Raw genomic sequence first — 16,137 nt, 5'->3', positions numbered from 1 at the left:
CAACGACAATAAGGGAGAACCAATAGATATGGCAAATGCAGTCAGCGGAATAGCACTGGGAATGATCGAGACCAGAGGATTAGTCCCTGCGATCGAAGCGGCTGATGCTATGACTAAGGCAGCAGAGGTACGGCTAGTTGGCCGTCAGTTTGTTGGTGGCGGGTACGTCACGGTCTTAGTTCGTGGTGAGACGGGTGCTGTAAATGCAGCGGTTAGGGCTGGAGCAGATGCATGCGAGCGTGTTGGTGATGGTCTTGTTGCTGCTCACATCATCGCTCGTGTACACAGCGAGGTTGAGAACATTCTGCCCACATCCCCAGCCGACATAGATGGCGGCCGGGACGGCTTGGTAAGTTAGCCCTCGACGGATAAGAGTGAACGATCCAAGGTTAACAGGCTATTTGATGCGCTCTCTCCGCTATGAGATGGCGGCAGTCCAACAGTATTTGACGCAGTCGTCTTTGGCTGCATTGTGGCACTTGGAGGACTACAGCGCCATGTTTCGAAACGAAGCAGAGGAAGAGATGAGTCATGTTCAGCTTGTTATCGATCACATGCTAAAGATCGGTATAGCTCCAAATGGTCTTCAACTTCCACCTGTTCGTCCTGGACGGTCTCTGCAGGAGATGCTTGCCATAGATCGCGAGTTCGAGGTTGAGGTAATTGGGCTTTATGACGAGGCGAAAGAGTACTGTGGACGACTCCGCCTTATAGAGATGAATTTACTATACGATCGTCTGCTTCGGGATGAGCTACACCATTTAGCTGAGATCGACCGACTTCTGGCGGATATGCGTAGTGCAGGCAGGGCATAAGTACTATGGAACGAGATGGCATAGAGTTCTCCCCATCACCGAGTAACACAACAGAGTCACTTAGTTGGCGCTTTGAATTCCCAGAGTACAGCTACACACGTCGTTTCCTAGATGATATGGCGGATATCTCAAGGCGTATGGAGTTTTATCCCAACGTCAGCTTTGGGAAAACTTACGTGAACGTCACGATAGACGCTCAGAGCCAAATTGAGCTAGGACCCCAACTAAAGATCTTCGTCAGCGAGATGCAGGAGGTTGCGGTTAGTTCCATGGCTAAAGGTGCCGATCAACCGGAGAATCGGTGAGGGTAGACCTTGAAAGCCATAAAGGTTGCTGTAATCAGTCAAAAAGGTGGTACGGGGAAGACCACATTAGCCCTCAATCTTGCTGACGGACTCAGCCGCCGGGGCAGGGTACTAATTGTTGATGCAGACCCTCAGAACTCTTTGAGTCAATGGGTTGCCATGTCGGACTCGAGATATCAACTTCCAGAGGTGCAAAAGGTCGATGGCCCTCCAGCTATATCTATACATCAATCAGCGGGTACTTATGACTTTGTAGTTATCGACTGTCCTCCTGCGATCTACAGTAAAGAGGTCGTTGATCTGCTTGGAGTTGTTGATATCGCACTGATACCGGTTCTACCCTCACCGATAGACCTTTGGGCGTCTGTAGAGATGATTAAGCTGACAAAGAAGATACAGAGCGTGAATAAAAAACTTAGTGCCTTTATGGTTTTGAACCAGGTAGAGCCTAAAAGTGCCCTATCGAGGGCGATGACTGATGCTCTAGCGGCTCTTGATACGCCTGTGCTAGCTGCAAAGGTCTCCCGACGTGCTGCATTCAAGAATGCAGCCGTAGAGGGGGTCAGTGTTTATCGTCTCGGTAAACGGGGCGACGCCGCAGTAAATGATATAGAAGGGATCGTTGAGGAGTTACTATGCCGGTAAATAGGCTCGGGTCGAAGTTAGCCCAAGAGGTGCAAAAGGTGCAATCTATGGGTGATAGTGGTGAACAGGGTTCCAATCAGATGGAAACAGCACCCAAAGACCGAAGTGTAAATAGAACCAAGACCGTAGGCACTACACGATCCAAAAGATCATCAGAAAAGGGTTCTCCGGAGAACAAGTCAGCTATTCAACCCAAAGATAAAGGGTCTTCATCAAAGCAGGAACTGCACCCTAAGCGAGTTTGGCCAGACTGAGACCCTTACCCATCGAGACACTTGGCCTTAGGAGTACATAGATGAATAACGATATTGAACAGTACATGATCAAAGAGAAACCCTACTATCGTGCCGTATCCGATGAGATCGAACTATACGAAGCCGCATACTCGGTTCGGATGCCTATGATGCTAAAGGGTCCTACCGGTTGTGGAAAGACTCGATTTGTAGAGTACATGGCGTGGAAGCTAGGAAAACCCCTCATCACGGTTGCCTGCAACGAAGACATGACGGCCTCGGACCTAGTCGGGAGATTTTTGCTTGACGCCTCCGGCACCCGTTGGCAGGATGGGCCATTGGCGGTCGCAGCAAGATACGGAGCGATCTGTTACTTGGATGAGGTTGTCGAGGCGCGCCAGGACACCACAGTGGTGATCCACCCTCTTACCGACGCTCGACGGGTTCTTCCACTTGAGAAGAGAGGAGAGCTGATAGAGGCTCATCCAGACTTTCAGATGGTTATCTCCTATAACCCCGGATATCAAAGTCTCATGAAGGATCTGAAGCAGTCGACCAAACAACGATTCGGAGCCTTGGACTTCAACTACCCTTCACACGACATCGAGGCGGAGATCGTCGCTCACGAATCTGGAGTGAGCGCAGATACCTCAGACAGGCTTGTATCGATAGCTGAACGCGCTCGGAACCTAAAAGGACACGGACTTGACGAGGGAATATCGACACGGATGCTCATATATGCAGGGAGCCTAATGGCTCGTGGAGTGACGCCTGTTGTGGCCTGTCGCATGACTCTTGTGCAACCAATAACAGATGATCCAGATATGCGTGACGCTTTGGACGCCGCAGTAAACACCTTTTTCTAAGATTTAGGGCTTTAGATGGCAGTCGAACTTGACCGGTATCAAGACGTCCTAGATGAGCTCGGAGAGCATGCACACGAGGTGCTACGCGCCTCTTGGGACGAGGCTGCGCGTGTGTTTTCGCCAAGAGGTCTCGAGAACCAGTACCTAAGAGGTGCACTTAGCCTCAAGTCGCTGGGGAGAGGGACTGATTTAGTCGTCTCTTACCTTCAAGGCGCGCCTTTGGTAGCGAAGGAGCTTGGGGAAGAGGCTGTAGGTGAGATGTTAGCGGCTGGTATCAAGATGTACTCAAAGACGAGCGCATCAGTCATTTCAACCATGTTTTCGACCTGTCCAATTGCAGCACAGCGGTTAGGTGATCTCGAGCTGTTTAGGTCTTACCTAAACCTTCTCGACGTACTTTTGGCACAGGCACCGAGGGGACTTCGACCGATGCTGGAGCATCTGGAGGTTCTCTTAGGCCAGCTTACTCTCGGTGGACTTAGGCGCTGGGCGCTCTGGGGGGCTCAAGCGCATAGAACCGACTTCGACGCGCAGGTAGGGTACTTTTCGCTTTCTAGTCCAGAGTCGCTTGGAGTCCTTCAAAAAGAGCGCAAAGGAACACTGTTTATAGATGTCCAGCGTCGCATCGGAATGTATTTGCGAGCACTTTGGGGGCGTGACTTCTTCCTTCGTCCTACAAGTGGGGACTTTAGCGATCGAGAGGGATATCGACCATCGGTCGACGGGTACATAATTCACGTTCCGGACGCTTACGACGACGTTGTCTTTGGAGCCGGTACTGATAGGGAAAGAAGGGTATCAGGTATAGAGATCTACAGAGCCGCTACGGCACACGGGGCATGTCACCAGGTCTATACAAAAAGACAGTTCAATCGAGAGGGTCTCAGTGAAACAGATGTGATGGTCATCGGGCTCGTAGAGGATGCACGAGTTGAGGCTCTTGCTCTAAATGAGTTCCCTGGATTAGATCAGACCTGGCTCTCCCTTCATCACGCAAACCCAAGTTCGGGTGAGAGCGCAGTCGCTCTAATGGGTAGGTTAGCTCGGGCGTTGTTGGACACAACCTACCAGGATGAACACCCCTTCGTAGCTCTCGGACGTCAAGTTTTCAGTGAATCATACGACCGACTCGATAGCGAGGATCTCTCTCTAGAGGTAGGGTTACTCCTCTCCAAGGAGCTTCAGTCCGTGGGACTAACCTATTCTCTTAGCGACAAGCTCTCCTTCTTACCCATTTATCGCGACGATAACCGCTATATCTGGGAGTTTGAAGATCTCCAAGACACCGTCGACGCCTATCTCGCAGCGAATCTTCATCAGGTTAGAAAGTACGTAAGCCTTATGGAGATGATAAACACGGTCGATGTGCCAGGTGCTGGAGACGATGCCGATGAGGTATGGGTTCTTTCAACTGAGTTCTTTCGAGATGAAGAGACTACGAGTGTCAACGAACAGGAAGGTCGAGAACCTCCGCCCGAGCCTTTTCATTATCCGGAGTGGGACTACCAGATGCAACTGGAGAGACCTGGGTGGTGTACTGTATTGGAAAAGCGAGCGAAACTGGGTTCGCTCGAGGTTATAGAAGAGATAACCGCCAAGAATAAACCGATTATCGCTCGATTGAAGTTTCTCATTGAGGCGCTCCAGCCCCAAGGGGTACAGAGACTGCGCAAACAAGAGGATGGGGATGAGATGGACCTGAACGCTGCGATCGCAGCTATGGTCGAGATAAGCAGAGGAGAACAGCCAGATCCACGCATAATGATGAGAAACATAAGGAAGGTGCGCGATCTCTCTGTCTTGTTACTAATCGATCTCTCTGAGTCAACGAACGACATAGTTGTCGGTACGGAAAGCTCTGTATTGCAATTGGCGCAAGAGGCAACCGTTCTGCTCGCTGATGCGCTTGACAGGATCGGAGATCCCTTTGCTATCCACGGCTTCGATTCAAATGGGCGCCACGACATCGAGTACTACAGATTCAAGGACTTCTCTTCTTCCTATAATGACCTTGCAAAGGCCCATCTAGCTGGAATGACAGGTCAGCTCTCCACCCGCATGGGCGCTGCTATGCGTCATGCTGGGAGTTTTTTGAAACGACAGCCGACAAGAAAAAAACTGCTTATGGTTATCACCGACGGCGAACCCGCAGATAACGATGTACGCGATCCTCAGTATCTGCGCTTTGACGCTAAGAAGGCCGTGGAGGGGCTTCATCGTGAGGGCGTGAACACATTTTGTCTTAGCCTTGATGCACGTGCTGATCAGTATGTATCAAATATATTTGGAGTAGGCAACTACGTAGTGATTGACCATGTGGAGCGTTTGCCCGAAAAGCTACCCTTCTTATATGGAGGTCTTACGCGATAAAGTGCTATCCAGTCAGTGTTTCAAATGTGAATACACCTTGCCACGCTCCAGGTATTGGCTGTAGTGTTCTTCACTAACCAGGGATCCGATACCTGTAATTTTGCTGCTACTTTAGCCCGCTTGACTTACCTCTTTCTTTTCCTCTGATTTACCACTCTCAAGCAGAGCCGCTTGGTTGTCTGTCAGTAGCTGTAGTAGTTCACCGATTCGGTGTGCCTGTTCGACCGGATGACGAAATGGCTGGTCGGGGTTGATTAGATAATGATTTCTTCTACCGACCTTCCTCCGCAGTACGTATCCAGAGTTAACCAGATCTGCGATAATAGCCTGAGCGGCGCGCTCTGTAATGCCAACCTGAGCCGCTATGTCGCGTCCTCTAATTGCGGGGTCACTACATATGCACAAAAGAACGTGTCCGTGGTTTGTAAGGAAGGTCCAAGATGGCTTCTCCACTTCGTGTTTGGCTAATTTTTCGTCCCTCACGTCGATTAGCGTAGTCGATTTCGTAAATTTGACTACCTAATTTCCAAATAGGCAGACAGCCCAAGTCTGGGCGCGATAAGATATGTACAGCAATTCACGAAGAGGATTGCATATGTTGTGAGGAAAGTTATCTCTGTTGTAAGAGGTCTAATGACGGGCTCTTGCCTTGGAGGGCTCGGGTCTTGTTTGAGCGACAGCATCGAAGCCATAGAGGTGCGGTTGAGACATGGTTGGTAGGCAACCCAGGGAAACTGAAGTTACGGAGTTGAGCTGATATATGAATAGGAACACTGAATGGTAAGAGAGATAACCTCCACGTTTATCCTTGTCGGACCCTTGCCCTATCTGATAGCCGGACTACTGATCGGAGTTGGCGCAGATAGACATAAGTCCCTCGAAAGATCTGTGAGCACCAAAGCGGCTTGGTTCGCGCTGTTGTGTGCTATCGGCGCTGGTGTTGGGTTTGTCTTAACTCCCCAACACGACGCAACGATCGTCTCGGTCTCACTGCCAGCGCCCTTTGTCGCCTTCAAGATAGCTACTCTTATAAATCCACTTACACTCATCATGTTCTTGTTGGTCTCTTATATGGGATCGATTGTATCGAGATTCTCCAGTTCCTACATGGCGGGAGACATTCACGAGGGTCGCTTTCACAGATGGCTAAGCCTTACCCTTGGTGCATTCTTGTTGCTGATCACGGCGGACAACATGTGGGAGTTTTGGATTTTTTTTGTCGCAGCAAGCGTCTCTCTCCACAAACTACTGGTCTTTTACAAGGAGCGTCCTCTCGCCGTCGTGGCAGCAAGAAAGAAGTTCATTCTTTCAAGAGTTGCAGACGTTTCCCTCTTCACAGCCTTTGTGCTTATCGCAACAAACCTCAAAGTGTCATCGATCTCAGCGGCTGTGCTTCGAGTGGATCGACTCCACTACCCGCTGCAGACTGATCTTCAGATCGCGGCTGGGTTGGTAGTTCTGACCGCAATCTTGAAAAGCGGAGTGTTTCCCTTGCATGGTTGGCTCATTCAGGTCATGGAGGCGCCGACTCAGGTATCGGCACTTCTTCATGCTGGTCTGATCTACACAGGAGCATTCTTGCTCCTTCGGGTGAGCAGCCTTATCGCACATGTGCAGTGGAGCTGGACCGTATTGGTGATCGTGGGACTTGGATCTATCCTTGTCTCGTCGCTGGCGATGATGGCGGAGACGAATATAAAGGAGTCTCTAGCGTATTCCACGTCTGCGCAGCTTGGATTTATGATGATGGAGTGCGGCCTGGGTCTTTACAGCGTGGCTGTATTGCACATAGTGGCACACTCTGTGTACAAAGCTCACGCTTTCTTGTCCTCTGGAAGCGTCGTTGACAACTTCAGGGGAGCCACGCTCCAAAAGACAAAGGCGGATCAGACCATTACAAGAGCTCTATTGGCGATAGTCGTCTCAGGCGTCGTGACCTTCTTTGTCGGCATGGTCTTTGGAGTCAGATTTCAAAGTCAGCCAACACTCTTGGCTGTAGGTGTGATCTTGACCATGGCGATGAGCCAACTTCTCCTTCAGGGATTGAACCAAAGCGCTAGAGCTTCTGCAGCACTTCTTGTAAGGGTTGCGGTAATTAGTATCTTCGTGTGTGGTGCGTACTTTGCTCTGCATGATCTCTCGACACTGGTTCTCGCCAGTAGCGTGCCTAGTGATCACGTTCAGGCTGACAGAGTTCCAATCTGGTTATTGACTGTCGTAGGAGTGTCTTTTACTACGTTGCTCCTTGTGCAACAGCTTCTTCCACGACTCTCAGCCACCCGCTTTGGTAAGGCGCTTTATGCAGGGATCTATAACGGCCTTTATGTTGACCTATTTCTCAGTCAAGTTATGAATCTCGACGCTACAAAGATCTCCAAGTCGAAGCTGTCGTCGAGCTCGAAGCATTCCCTGTCAAGGTAAAAAGGAGTTGAGTGTGAAGCCCATGGAGATTGAACTGACCGATAACACTGAATACGATGTTTTGATCGAAAGAGCGTGTCTGAGGGTAGCTCCCCTTTGGCCCTTGAAGCACTTTGTGGCTGTGAGCCCTTACTTTGGACTGCGCGACATGCCATTTTGGCAAGCGGGTTCTAAGCTCGCTGGGACTTTAGGTTCCCCCCTGACGATGGACCGAAGGTTCTACCGTGATCGCATCGCCAGTGGGAGAATATCGCAGCTAGACATCGAACTTGCGATCTCAGAGCTAAGAAGTGCTCTTACTGTAAAGGATGTACTTTCCTCATCGGCCGTAGCTGGATCCGGTGCTAGAGAACCACTGCCTTTGTTTAGCGACTATGTTGCACAAAACACCGATCGCGACTGGTCGATGGTTATTAGAGAAAGGGTAAGTCACTACTGTGCCTCATACTTTGATGAGGGTCAAGCAAACTGGACGGCACCCTGGCGGTATAACCAGTCGCTTTACAGCGGATGGCTTGAGTTTATGAAGCTGGATAAAACCTCAAAGATTATGGGTCTCAAACAGATCGATGACTTAATTTCTGCTCTTCCTAGTGACGCCTCGAAGGCCGTTGATTGGGCGCTGTCGGCTTTACAAGTCCCGGAGCACCTCTTAGATGACTACCTCTTTGGTGCAATAATGAGTGTAGGAGGGTGGGCAAGTTGGGCGCGTTATACACGGTGGCAAGCAGAGCTGAAAGGAGACAGCGATACCTCACTCGCAGAGCTTCTAGCTGTGCGCCTTAGCTGGGAAGCTATTTTGTTGGCGGCGTATAAAGACAGTGACCTCCCCACAAGGTGGCAGTCTGCATTGGCCTCTAGAGTGGTCTCCGAAAGTATCTCTGTGGAAAACGACATAGACGTAGTGCTTCAGCGAGCCTTCGAGATCGGTTATGAACGCAGTCTCGTGGACCTTCTTGAGTCTCAAGGAGCAGAGGTGGCAATGGAGAGTCGGCCGGATGCCCAGGTAGCTTTTTGCATAGACGTCAGGTCCGAGATTATTCGACGGTCGCTGGAGACGGTCGCTCCTAAAGTCCAGACCTTGGGCTTTGCGGGTTTCTTTGGTGTGCAGATGGAGTATGTGCCCCTGGGATCTGACGTACCCAAGCGCCATCTACCGGTGATCTTCGACCCTCCATATCGAGTTTGGGAAGGACTTAGTCATAGCAACGAGCGAGAGATAGAGCGAGAGATTGTCAAACGGCGGCTGAGGCTCAGCCTTTTTAGAGCTTGGAAAAACTTCAAGACCTCAGCGGTTTCAACGTTTACCTTTGTGGAGACCATAGGGCTTGCCTACATTCCGAAGCTTTTTGGGGACTCCATGGGTTGGACCCGAACGGTTGCTCATCCCGACAAAAAGGGGCTGTCCTTCGAGGCAAAACATAAGCTTCGTCCTCTGCTCACGGCCGCTAGTTCTTCAGACTCCTTTATCCAAAAAAGTGGTATCCCTCGTCATGACCTGGCGAGCGTGGGAGAGTTTATCTTGAAGAACATGGGGCTCACGTCGAACTTCTCCAGGATCATCGTCTTGGCGGGCCACGGAAGCACCACGGTGAACAATCCACAGGCGACCGGTCTGGACTGTGGCGCCTGTGCCGGACAGACAGGAGAGGCTAGCGCACGGATAGCAGCAGCGCTTCTAAACGATCCAACAACAAGAAAAGGGCTTGAAGAAAAGGGTATATCGATCCCCAAGGATAGCTTCTTTGTCCCGGCTCTTCACGATACAACTACGGACGAATTCACGCTATTTGACACCGATGATCTACCTTCTACACACGCAGATGACCTAAAGAGGTTACGCAGTTGGCTGGAGGCGGCTGGGGACCTCACTCGATTGGAGAGGTCTAGCCTTCTTGGTACGGCGTCTCTTCCTGTCCATAAGATACGAGGTGATATCAAGCGTCGGACAAGAAACTGGGCGGAGGTAAGGCCAGAGTGGGCGCTTGCCAAGAACGCCTCTTTCATCGCTGCCCCCAGGGAGCGTACACGTCACCTTAGTCTTGAAGGTCGTTCGTTCTTGCACGACTACGACTGGCGTAGTGACATAGAGTTTTCAACCCTAGAGTTGATAATGACAGCTCCTATGGTGGTTGCGAACTGGATTAACATGCAGTACTACGGATCCATGGTCGATAACCTACACTTCGGCAGTGGTAACAAGGTGCTCCATAACGTAGTTGGCGGATCGATCGGAGTGTTAGAGGGTAACGGGGGAGACCTACGTGTTGGTTTGGCCATACAGTCCCTTCACGACGGCAAAGACTGGGTGCACGAACCGGTGCGTCTAAATGTGGTTATCGAAGCACCGTCAATGGAGATCGACAAAGTTATAGCGAAACATCAACTCGTCAGGGAGCTTATAGACAATCAATGGATCCACCTATATAGAATCGGAGAAGATGGCAGCGTATATCGCAGGATATCTGAAGGCAACTGGCTGAGACCCTTTTATATGCAATAGAGGTCTTTCCATCTCTCGGTTATGGCGCTAAAGGGTCACGCAGCAACCCCGAACTCAATCTGACCTCTTCGATTTCAAGCATCTAGACTCCCAGGGAGACTATCGAGGGAGGTACAGTGCTTCATAGGACCATCAAAGACTCAGAAAACGTCACTGTTCAAGCCACAAACTCGCCAGAGGAAGAACTACCAAAGTTCAGGTTGCCCCAGGGTCAAAGCTCGGCCTCCGTGGCGTATCAATTGACAGAGGACGAGCTCATGTTAGACGGTAATGAGCGCCAGAATCTCGCTACGTTCTGTGGAACCTGGTACGAACCTGAGGTAATAAAGATCATGAGCGACGCCGTCGGGAAGAACATGATCGACAAGGATGAGTATCGCCATACCGCAGAGCTAGAAGAGCGTTGCGTACACATGATTGCGAATCTATGGAACTCAGCTCAAGCAGACAGCACGATGGGAACATCTACGACCGGTTCGAGTGAGGCTGCAATGTTGGGTGGTCTTGCAATGAAGTGGAGGTGGAGGTCTGCCAATGAGTCCAAAGTCGCGAAAGTTCCTAACTTGGTAACCGGTCCGGTCCAAGTCTGCTGGCATAAGTTTGCACGTTACTTTGACGTCGAGATAAGAGAGGTTCCTTTACGTAGCGGACGCTACGTCTCTGATCCCGAGGAGATAGTAAGTCAATGTGACCAAAGTACCATAGGCGTGGTAAATACTCTTGGAACGACCTTTACGGGACACTATGAAAATATTGAGGAGTTGCATAGGGCACTTGATGACTTGCAGGAAAAGACAGGTATCGACGTACCGATACACGTGGACGCTGCGAGTGGCGGTTTTGTCGCACCGTTTCTTGATCCAGGCGTTCGGTGGGACTTCCGACTGCGAAGAGTCGTCTCAATAAACTCATCGGGGCATAAATACGGTCTCGCTCCATTGGGTGTTGGATGGGTCATCTGGAGAGATGAGTCACATCTACCTGAGGATCTTGTCTTTAGAGTGAACTATCTAGGTGGAGAAATGCCAACCTTTGCGCTCAACTTCTCGCGTCCAGGCGGACAGGTAGCGGCTCAGTACTACAACTTCATTAGGCTCGGGTTTGAAGGTTACCAAAGGGTCATGAGCAACCTCAGAAACTGCGCAGCCTTCATCGGAGACGAGATTCGTTCCATCGATCGTTTCGAGATCGTTTCAGACGGCCGATCGGGGCTGCCTCTTGTTACGTGGACCTCAAGGAAGGGCGAGGTTGATCTATACCGGCTCTCTAATCAACTACGCAGCTTTGGCTGGCAGGTTCCAACCTATACACTTCCTTCCAACCTTGAGTCAACCGTTGTTCAGCGAGTAGTAGTAAGACAAGGGTTCACCCTTGAGCTTGCTCGCCAGTTTGTGTCAGACCTACAGCAGGCACTTAAATACCTTGATGCCAACCCAATGGCACCAACTGCCAATAGCCATCGAAAAGGGGGGTTTTCACACTAGAGATGCCAGAAGCGCTGCATTGACGACCCATTAGATACCTAGATAGTGCGACGGTCGCAAGTATCAAATAACGTAGTTGGTCTTGGGAATACGCCAATAGTTGGAATTTACAACCATCGACTTAGTGTTTAGTCAGGTGTTGGTGTACCATAGGACCGTGGTGAGATGTGTCCATATCAACGCTCAGATAGGGAGATGTTAGGCTTGTGAGCACTCAGAGCTTATCGACAAAAATGCAGTCACTAGCGCTACTAGTTATCGTCACTGGCGTGCTAATTACCGCTGTTGACACTACCATAGTAGTACTAGCGCTCCCCGAGATGCAAAGGGCTTTACATGTAGGTCTATCATCGGTGATCTGGGTGGTGATAGGATACCTCCTGGTCATAACCCTTCTCTCGACGCAAGTAGGCAAGATCGGAGATATGTTCGGTCGTGTTCGAATGTATGAGACTGGGTTTTTGATCTTTGTACTTGGATCTCTGCTCTGTGCTCTATCTTGGAACGAGGCGTCAATAATTGGATTTCGTCTTCTCCAAGGCGTTGGTGGGGCTCTTGTTGCGTCAAACTCCGGTGCAGTCATAGCCGACACGTTTCCACCTGAGAGAAGAGGTCGGGCATACGGCTTCAACGCCATCGGTTGGAACGTAGGTGCTGTGCTGGGAGTAGTCTTGGGAGGTGTAATAGTCACCTATTTATCTTGGCGCTGGATCTTTTGGATCAACGTCCCCATCGGTCTAGCAGCTTTTGCCCTGGCCCTAAGGGTTTTAAAGGAGTCTACCGAGCGGCGTTCCAGGCGACTTGACGTAGCTGGAATGGTGATTCTCGGGGCTGGGCTGTTTTCGCTACTTTGGGGAATGACGAAACTTACCTCGCAGTCGCTAGATCTCACGATAGTATCCCTGCTACTGCTTGGGGTTGCTTTACTTGTAGTATTCGCATTCGTAGAAAAGATGCAGAAAGATCCGATGCTTTCTCTAAGCATCTTCAAAATACCCACCTTAGCTCCCTCCATGCTTGCTGCATTGCTACAGTCTCTAGCTAACTTTGCCGTGTTATTTCTGCTACTTATGTACCTACAAGGAGTTCGCCATCTGTCGCCGGTGGATGCCTCTTTGTTGCTGGTGCCTGGCTACATCGTTGGTGGTATAGTAGGCCCAATTGGTGGTCGAATGGCCGATAAGGTTGGAGCAGTAATTCCTGCTACCATCGGTCTGTCTATCCAGGTGCTCGCCTTGATTATCTATGCTCAGCTTACACCTACGTCCCCTCTTTGGGCGGTCTCACTAGCGTACATAGTGGGAGCTATCGGAGCCGGAGCATTCTTCCCAGCTAACAACTCGGCGGTGATGAAAGCGGCTCCTCCCGAAAGCTTTGGAATTGCATCAGGTGTCCTTAGAACCTTTGCAAATACGGGAATGGTCTTCTCCTTTGCACTTGCGATCGTAATCGCCTCACAGACGATATCTAAAGCACAGGCGTTCGCCATCTTTGTTGGCTCCACTACTCTTACCAACGCTACAGCTGACTCCTTCACTCATGGTATACACTCAGCCTTTTACGTCTCCGCTGGAATAATGATCGTAGCGGCGCTACTTTCAGCGATGAGAGGCCGTGGCGCTAAAGCTGGTCTAAGCGCTAGGTCCTAGTCAGACTTTAGTGCGTGCTTTGGGGTAGGGTCCAGGCGCTCGATCAACTTGGTATTAGTCCCTAGATTCGTATCGGACGGTTTCGTGTTGAGTAACTATGCCTTTATTGTCTATGGAGGTCAACCTCATATCAGGGTAAGCTAAATCTCCCTCACAGATCATTCATCGAGTGATAAACTAAGTCGTTACTAGGACGAAGTACTATGAGGACCGTAGGTGGACGGTCATTGAGGGAAACGGCATGGATGCGATATGAGTGACAACGAATCTGCAATCGAGCAGGAGGCTCGTTCCAGGTTGGCATTTTCTAAGATATCCCATACCTTGGCCGCGCCAACATCTCCTGGCCATACCTTGCGTACGCTGCTTCGAGTCGTAGGCGACGCAGTCGGAGCCGACATAGCTTTGCTCGGTCCCACCTTCTCGTCAGACACGATGGTCTTGCTCGCCACATACCCTAACCCAAATAGTGGGCGAGGCAACTTTAGCGCGCAGGAACTGCGAGAAATGATTGTTGAGATCGCAGCTGGAGGTGGTGCTTTAGAAGGTCGCCCCCTTCCTCGGGAGATACCCGAACACGGCCAATCGTCCCTCGCTGTTACCACGCCTCTTGGCAACTACAAAAGGGGTGCTTTACTCGTTGCGCTGTTTCCTTACGTCGAGGGTAAAACACTTGAAAGTGAGCGTACCTTTTTGTCAAAGGTGGCTGACGCCTTTGGCTTGACACTTAGAGTGCGTGATCAGCTTACCGAAAGGCGCATCGCACAGGAAATTATAAAGAGCCATCATGCGATAGCAGACACTGTGTTACATAGTAGCGAATCTGATGTTGTTGCAACGGTCTTGAAGCGACTTTATGATCTCCTCAGGCGTGTGACCAGAACTCCCTGGATAGAGATATACATCCCAAGATCACACCTAAGGGGCTTAGGAGAGATATCCTTCCCTTACCCAAAGGCTGTAGGTATCAGGGAGGGCTATTATTGCAAAGAGTTCTACGTGGAACTAGCGCAAGAAGGTCTTTCTCTAGAGATAAAAGTGTTTTCTAAAAGGCTCCTATCTGCAGAGACATCGATCTTCGTAGAGGTAATAAACGATCTCGTCAGGTCTGTATTTTCATATGTCGAAGAGAGCGACAGAGCTTTAGAGACAAGACTCAGAACATCGCGACTTGCAAAGGCCCTTGATAGCGTACCTACAGGAGTAATGATCACAGGCCTAGAGGGTAAGGTGACGTACTGGAATTTAGCATCACAGTCTCTGTTCGGCTTCGGAGAAAGAGACGAGCCGCATGTGCTTAGGCTGGTAAACAGTTCAGACTCTAACAAACTAAGAGAGATGATGGGTTCGCTTGAGCCTAACGTATCCAAAAAAATTGAGTTGCTTGCGCAAACTAGCTCAGGTACCGGCTTCCCCTCAACTTGGATAGCAATACGGACAACGTCGGAGTTTGAAGGAGAGGAGCGGATCATCTGGACAGTAACAGATCAGTCCGCTCGCGCAAATACACTACGTAACCTCGAAGATCAGGCTAACAGGGACTACCTCACCGGGATGTATAATATGCGAGCGCTAATGGGTGCACTTCGTGCCGCTGTCTCTGCCTTGGAAGAACCATTTTTTCTCGGCGTAGTCTTTGTAGACCTTGATGACTTTAAATCTGTAAACGACACGTACGGACACCACGTCGGCGACGCCCTCTTGAAGATCGTCGGCAAGCGCATAGAGAGCAGTCTAAGAAAGGGGGATATTGCAGGACGGATCTCAGGTGATGAGTTCCTAGCGATCCTTCCCGTGGTGGCCTCCACCACTCATGCGGCGCGGATAGTCCGACGCATTACAAGAAGCCTCTCTGAGGAACCTGCGTATGTGGAAGGGGTTAGGATAGGTTTATCTGCGAGCGTAGGTTACGCAATTACCAACGATCCTTCTGACACACCTGAAGAGCTAATACGCCGGGCCGACCATTCAATGTATGTAGTAAAACGAGGAGGAAGACTATCTAGATCAAGGCGTAGGGCCGAGGGTTCAATCGCCTATATAGAACCTAGCGAACGCTTAGTCGGGGAAGCATTAGCTGACGCTCTCAGCGAGGGACATCGTCTGAGTATCCGCTACTCAGCTTTGTACGATCTATCCAAAGAGACGATATCGGGTATAACGAGCACAATCGAACTAGAGGATCCTAGAGTTGGTAAGGTGTCATACCCAGCGCTGGCGCGCGCAGCTGAGGTTGCAGGCCTCCACTTTCAACTGCTCGAAGGTTATCTACTTCAGTTGAATGAAGAGCTGGAGGGCATTGGAGATAGATACAGAGATTTGCTGTCTCTTTCCTCGCTCACCATGGGGATCAAGATCCCACGAAAGACTCTAGAGAATCGCCTACGTCTCATTCGAGCCTTAAAAGACAGCACAAAGGTGACGGTTAGATCGGTCATCTTGGAACTCGACCACTCGGCGCTTGAGAGTCTTGGGACCTCGGAGCTTACAGAGATCTTTAGCTCCTTAAAGAGGCGCTCGTACCATCTCTGCTTTGAGATACACGACGACGTTGGTTCGGTGATTTCGCTACTGGATGCATCGCCTCGTCTTCTCAAGCTTTCTCCCGGAATGCACAACTGGAGGCGAATTCATCCATTACTTCCGACCTTTAATTCGTTAGCTACATCGTTAGGAGCACAGCTTGTAGCAACAGCAGTAAACTCTCAGGAAGACTTCGATATAGTGTCTGGCGCCGTCAATCTCATTCAAGGGGAGATAGCTGGAGGTATCTTTGGCTCAGAGTCTATGTACGACAAGCTAGCGGAGCTTAGAAGATCAGGGCCAAGCACCTAGATCTGTCTAGG

At 50.3% G+C, this 16,137-nt stretch carries 13 protein-coding genes; 12 read left to right on the top strand and 1 reads right to left on the bottom strand.

Going from position 1 to position 16,137, the window contains the following annotated elements; genetic code table 11:
• Positions 1–28 precede the first annotated feature (28 nt).
• From BUA24_RS08655 to BUA24_RS08625, 7 genes are read left to right on the top strand one after another with little or no spacing between them, the layout of a single operon-like run.
• A complete protein-coding gene (locus BUA24_RS08655) occupies positions 29–358 on the top strand; it encodes an alpha-carboxysome major shell protein CsoS1 (RefSeq protein WP_072791399.1) in 330 nt (109 codons plus the stop codon).
• A gap of 46 nt (positions 359–404) precedes the next feature.
• Entirely contained in the window at positions 405–815 is a 411-nt protein-coding gene (locus tag BUA24_RS08650; RefSeq protein WP_084660358.1) for a ferritin-like domain-containing protein, read from the top strand.
• Positions 816–820: 5 nt separating this feature from the next.
• Complete coding sequence (locus BUA24_RS08645; RefSeq protein ID WP_072791394.1) at positions 821–1,120, top strand: hypothetical protein; 300 nt, start codon at positions 821–823, stop codon at positions 1,118–1,120.
• A 9-nt stretch (positions 1,121–1,129) separates the two neighbouring features.
• Entirely contained in the window at positions 1,130–1,765 is a 636-nt protein-coding gene (gene parA / locus BUA24_RS08640) for a ParA family partition ATPase (protein ID WP_072791392.1), read from the top strand.
• Positions 1,756–2,019 (top strand): hypothetical protein, encoded by a 264-nt coding sequence (locus BUA24_RS08635; RefSeq protein ID WP_072791389.1) that lies wholly within the window; start codon positions 1,756–1,758, stop codon positions 2,017–2,019. Before parA ends, BUA24_RS08635 begins: the two co-directional genes overlap by 10 nt.
• 41 nt (positions 2,020–2,060) lie before the next feature.
• Positions 2,061–2,864 (top strand): CbbQ/NirQ/NorQ/GpvN family protein, encoded by an 804-nt coding sequence (locus BUA24_RS08630; RefSeq protein WP_072791386.1) that lies wholly within the window; start codon positions 2,061–2,063, stop codon positions 2,862–2,864.
• A gap of 15 nt (positions 2,865–2,879) precedes the next feature.
• Entirely contained in the window at positions 2,880–5,234 is a 2,355-nt protein-coding gene (locus tag BUA24_RS08625; RefSeq protein ID WP_072791384.1) for a nitric oxide reductase activation protein NorD, read from the top strand.
• Positions 5,235–5,345: 111 nt separating this feature from the next.
• On the opposite strand, the gene BUA24_RS08620 is transcribed toward BUA24_RS08625, so the two are convergent.
• Positions 5,346–5,717, bottom strand: coding sequence for a helix-turn-helix transcriptional regulator (locus BUA24_RS08620; protein ID WP_218587453.1), 372 nt, complete (start codon positions 5,715–5,717; stop codon positions 5,346–5,348).
• A gap of 294 nt (positions 5,718–6,011) precedes the next feature.
• Here BUA24_RS08620 and BUA24_RS08615 point away from each other — a divergent pair, with 294 nt between their 5' ends.
• The 5 genes from BUA24_RS08615 (at position 6,012) to BUA24_RS08595 (ending at position 16,126) form a co-directional block, all read left to right on the top strand.
• Positions 6,012–7,655 carry a proton-conducting transporter transmembrane domain-containing protein gene (locus BUA24_RS08615; protein ID WP_072791382.1) on the top strand — a complete coding sequence of 548 codons (1,644 nt, stop codon included), beginning with the start codon at positions 6,012–6,014 and terminating at the stop codon, positions 7,653–7,655.
• A gap of 22 nt (positions 7,656–7,677) precedes the next feature.
• Positions 7,678–10,158: a YbcC family protein gene (locus tag BUA24_RS08610; protein ID WP_072791405.1), complete on the top strand. Its 2,481-nt coding sequence runs from the start codon at positions 7,678–7,680 to the stop codon at positions 10,156–10,158.
• 116 nt (positions 10,159–10,274) lie between these two features.
• Positions 10,275–11,642, top strand: coding sequence for a glutamate decarboxylase (gene gad, locus BUA24_RS08605; RefSeq protein WP_072791380.1), 1,368 nt, complete (start codon positions 10,275–10,277; stop codon positions 11,640–11,642).
• A gap of 233 nt (positions 11,643–11,875) precedes the next feature.
• The gene (locus tag BUA24_RS08600; RefSeq protein ID WP_072791377.1) at positions 11,876–13,291 is read left to right on the top strand and encodes an MFS transporter; all 1,416 of its coding nucleotides are present in this window, start codon (positions 11,876–11,878) and stop codon (positions 13,289–13,291) included.
• 252 nt (positions 13,292–13,543) lie between these two features.
• A complete protein-coding gene (locus tag BUA24_RS08595) occupies positions 13,544–16,126 on the top strand; it encodes a GGDEF domain-containing protein (RefSeq protein ID WP_072791374.1) in 2,583 nt (860 codons plus the stop codon).
• The last annotated feature ends 11 nt before the right edge of the window (positions 16,127–16,137 follow it).

The sequence above is a fragment of the Ferrithrix thermotolerans DSM 19514 genome (genome assembly GCF_900128965.1).
Lineage (GTDB): Bacteria > Actinomycetota > Acidimicrobiia > Acidimicrobiales > Acidimicrobiaceae > Ferrithrix > Ferrithrix thermotolerans.
This window is presented reverse-complemented; position numbering and strand designations above follow the sequence as displayed.

What these genes read in the sequence shown, in the direction of transcription:
- BUA24_RS08645 (WP_072791394.1), top strand. Translation starts at nt 821, where the DNA reads ATGGAACGAGATGGCATAGAGTTCTCCCCATCACCGAGTAACACAACA.
- BUA24_RS08655 (WP_072791399.1), top strand. Translation starts at nt 29, where the DNA reads ATGGCAAATGCAGTCAGCGGAATAGCACTGGGAATGATCGAGACCAGA.
- BUA24_RS08650 (WP_084660358.1), top strand. Translation starts at nt 405, where the DNA reads ATGCGCTCTCTCCGCTATGAGATGGCGGCAGTCCAACAGTATTTGACG.
- BUA24_RS08630 (WP_072791386.1), top strand. Translation starts at nt 2,061, where the DNA reads ATGAATAACGATATTGAACAGTACATGATCAAAGAGAAACCCTACTAT.
- BUA24_RS08635 (WP_072791389.1), top strand. Translation starts at nt 1,756, where the DNA reads ATGCCGGTAAATAGGCTCGGGTCGAAGTTAGCCCAAGAGGTGCAAAAG.
- BUA24_RS08600 (WP_072791377.1), top strand. Translation starts at nt 11,876, where the DNA reads ATGCAGTCACTAGCGCTACTAGTTATCGTCACTGGCGTGCTAATTACC.
- BUA24_RS08610 (WP_072791405.1), top strand. Translation starts at nt 7,678, where the DNA reads ATGGAGATTGAACTGACCGATAACACTGAATACGATGTTTTGATCGAA.
- BUA24_RS08595 (WP_072791374.1), top strand. Translation starts at nt 13,544, where the DNA reads ATGAGTGACAACGAATCTGCAATCGAGCAGGAGGCTCGTTCCAGGTTG.
- BUA24_RS08625 (WP_072791384.1), top strand. Translation starts at nt 2,880, where the DNA reads ATGGCAGTCGAACTTGACCGGTATCAAGACGTCCTAGATGAGCTCGGA.
- BUA24_RS08615 (WP_072791382.1), top strand. Translation starts at nt 6,012, where the DNA reads ATGGTAAGAGAGATAACCTCCACGTTTATCCTTGTCGGACCCTTGCCC.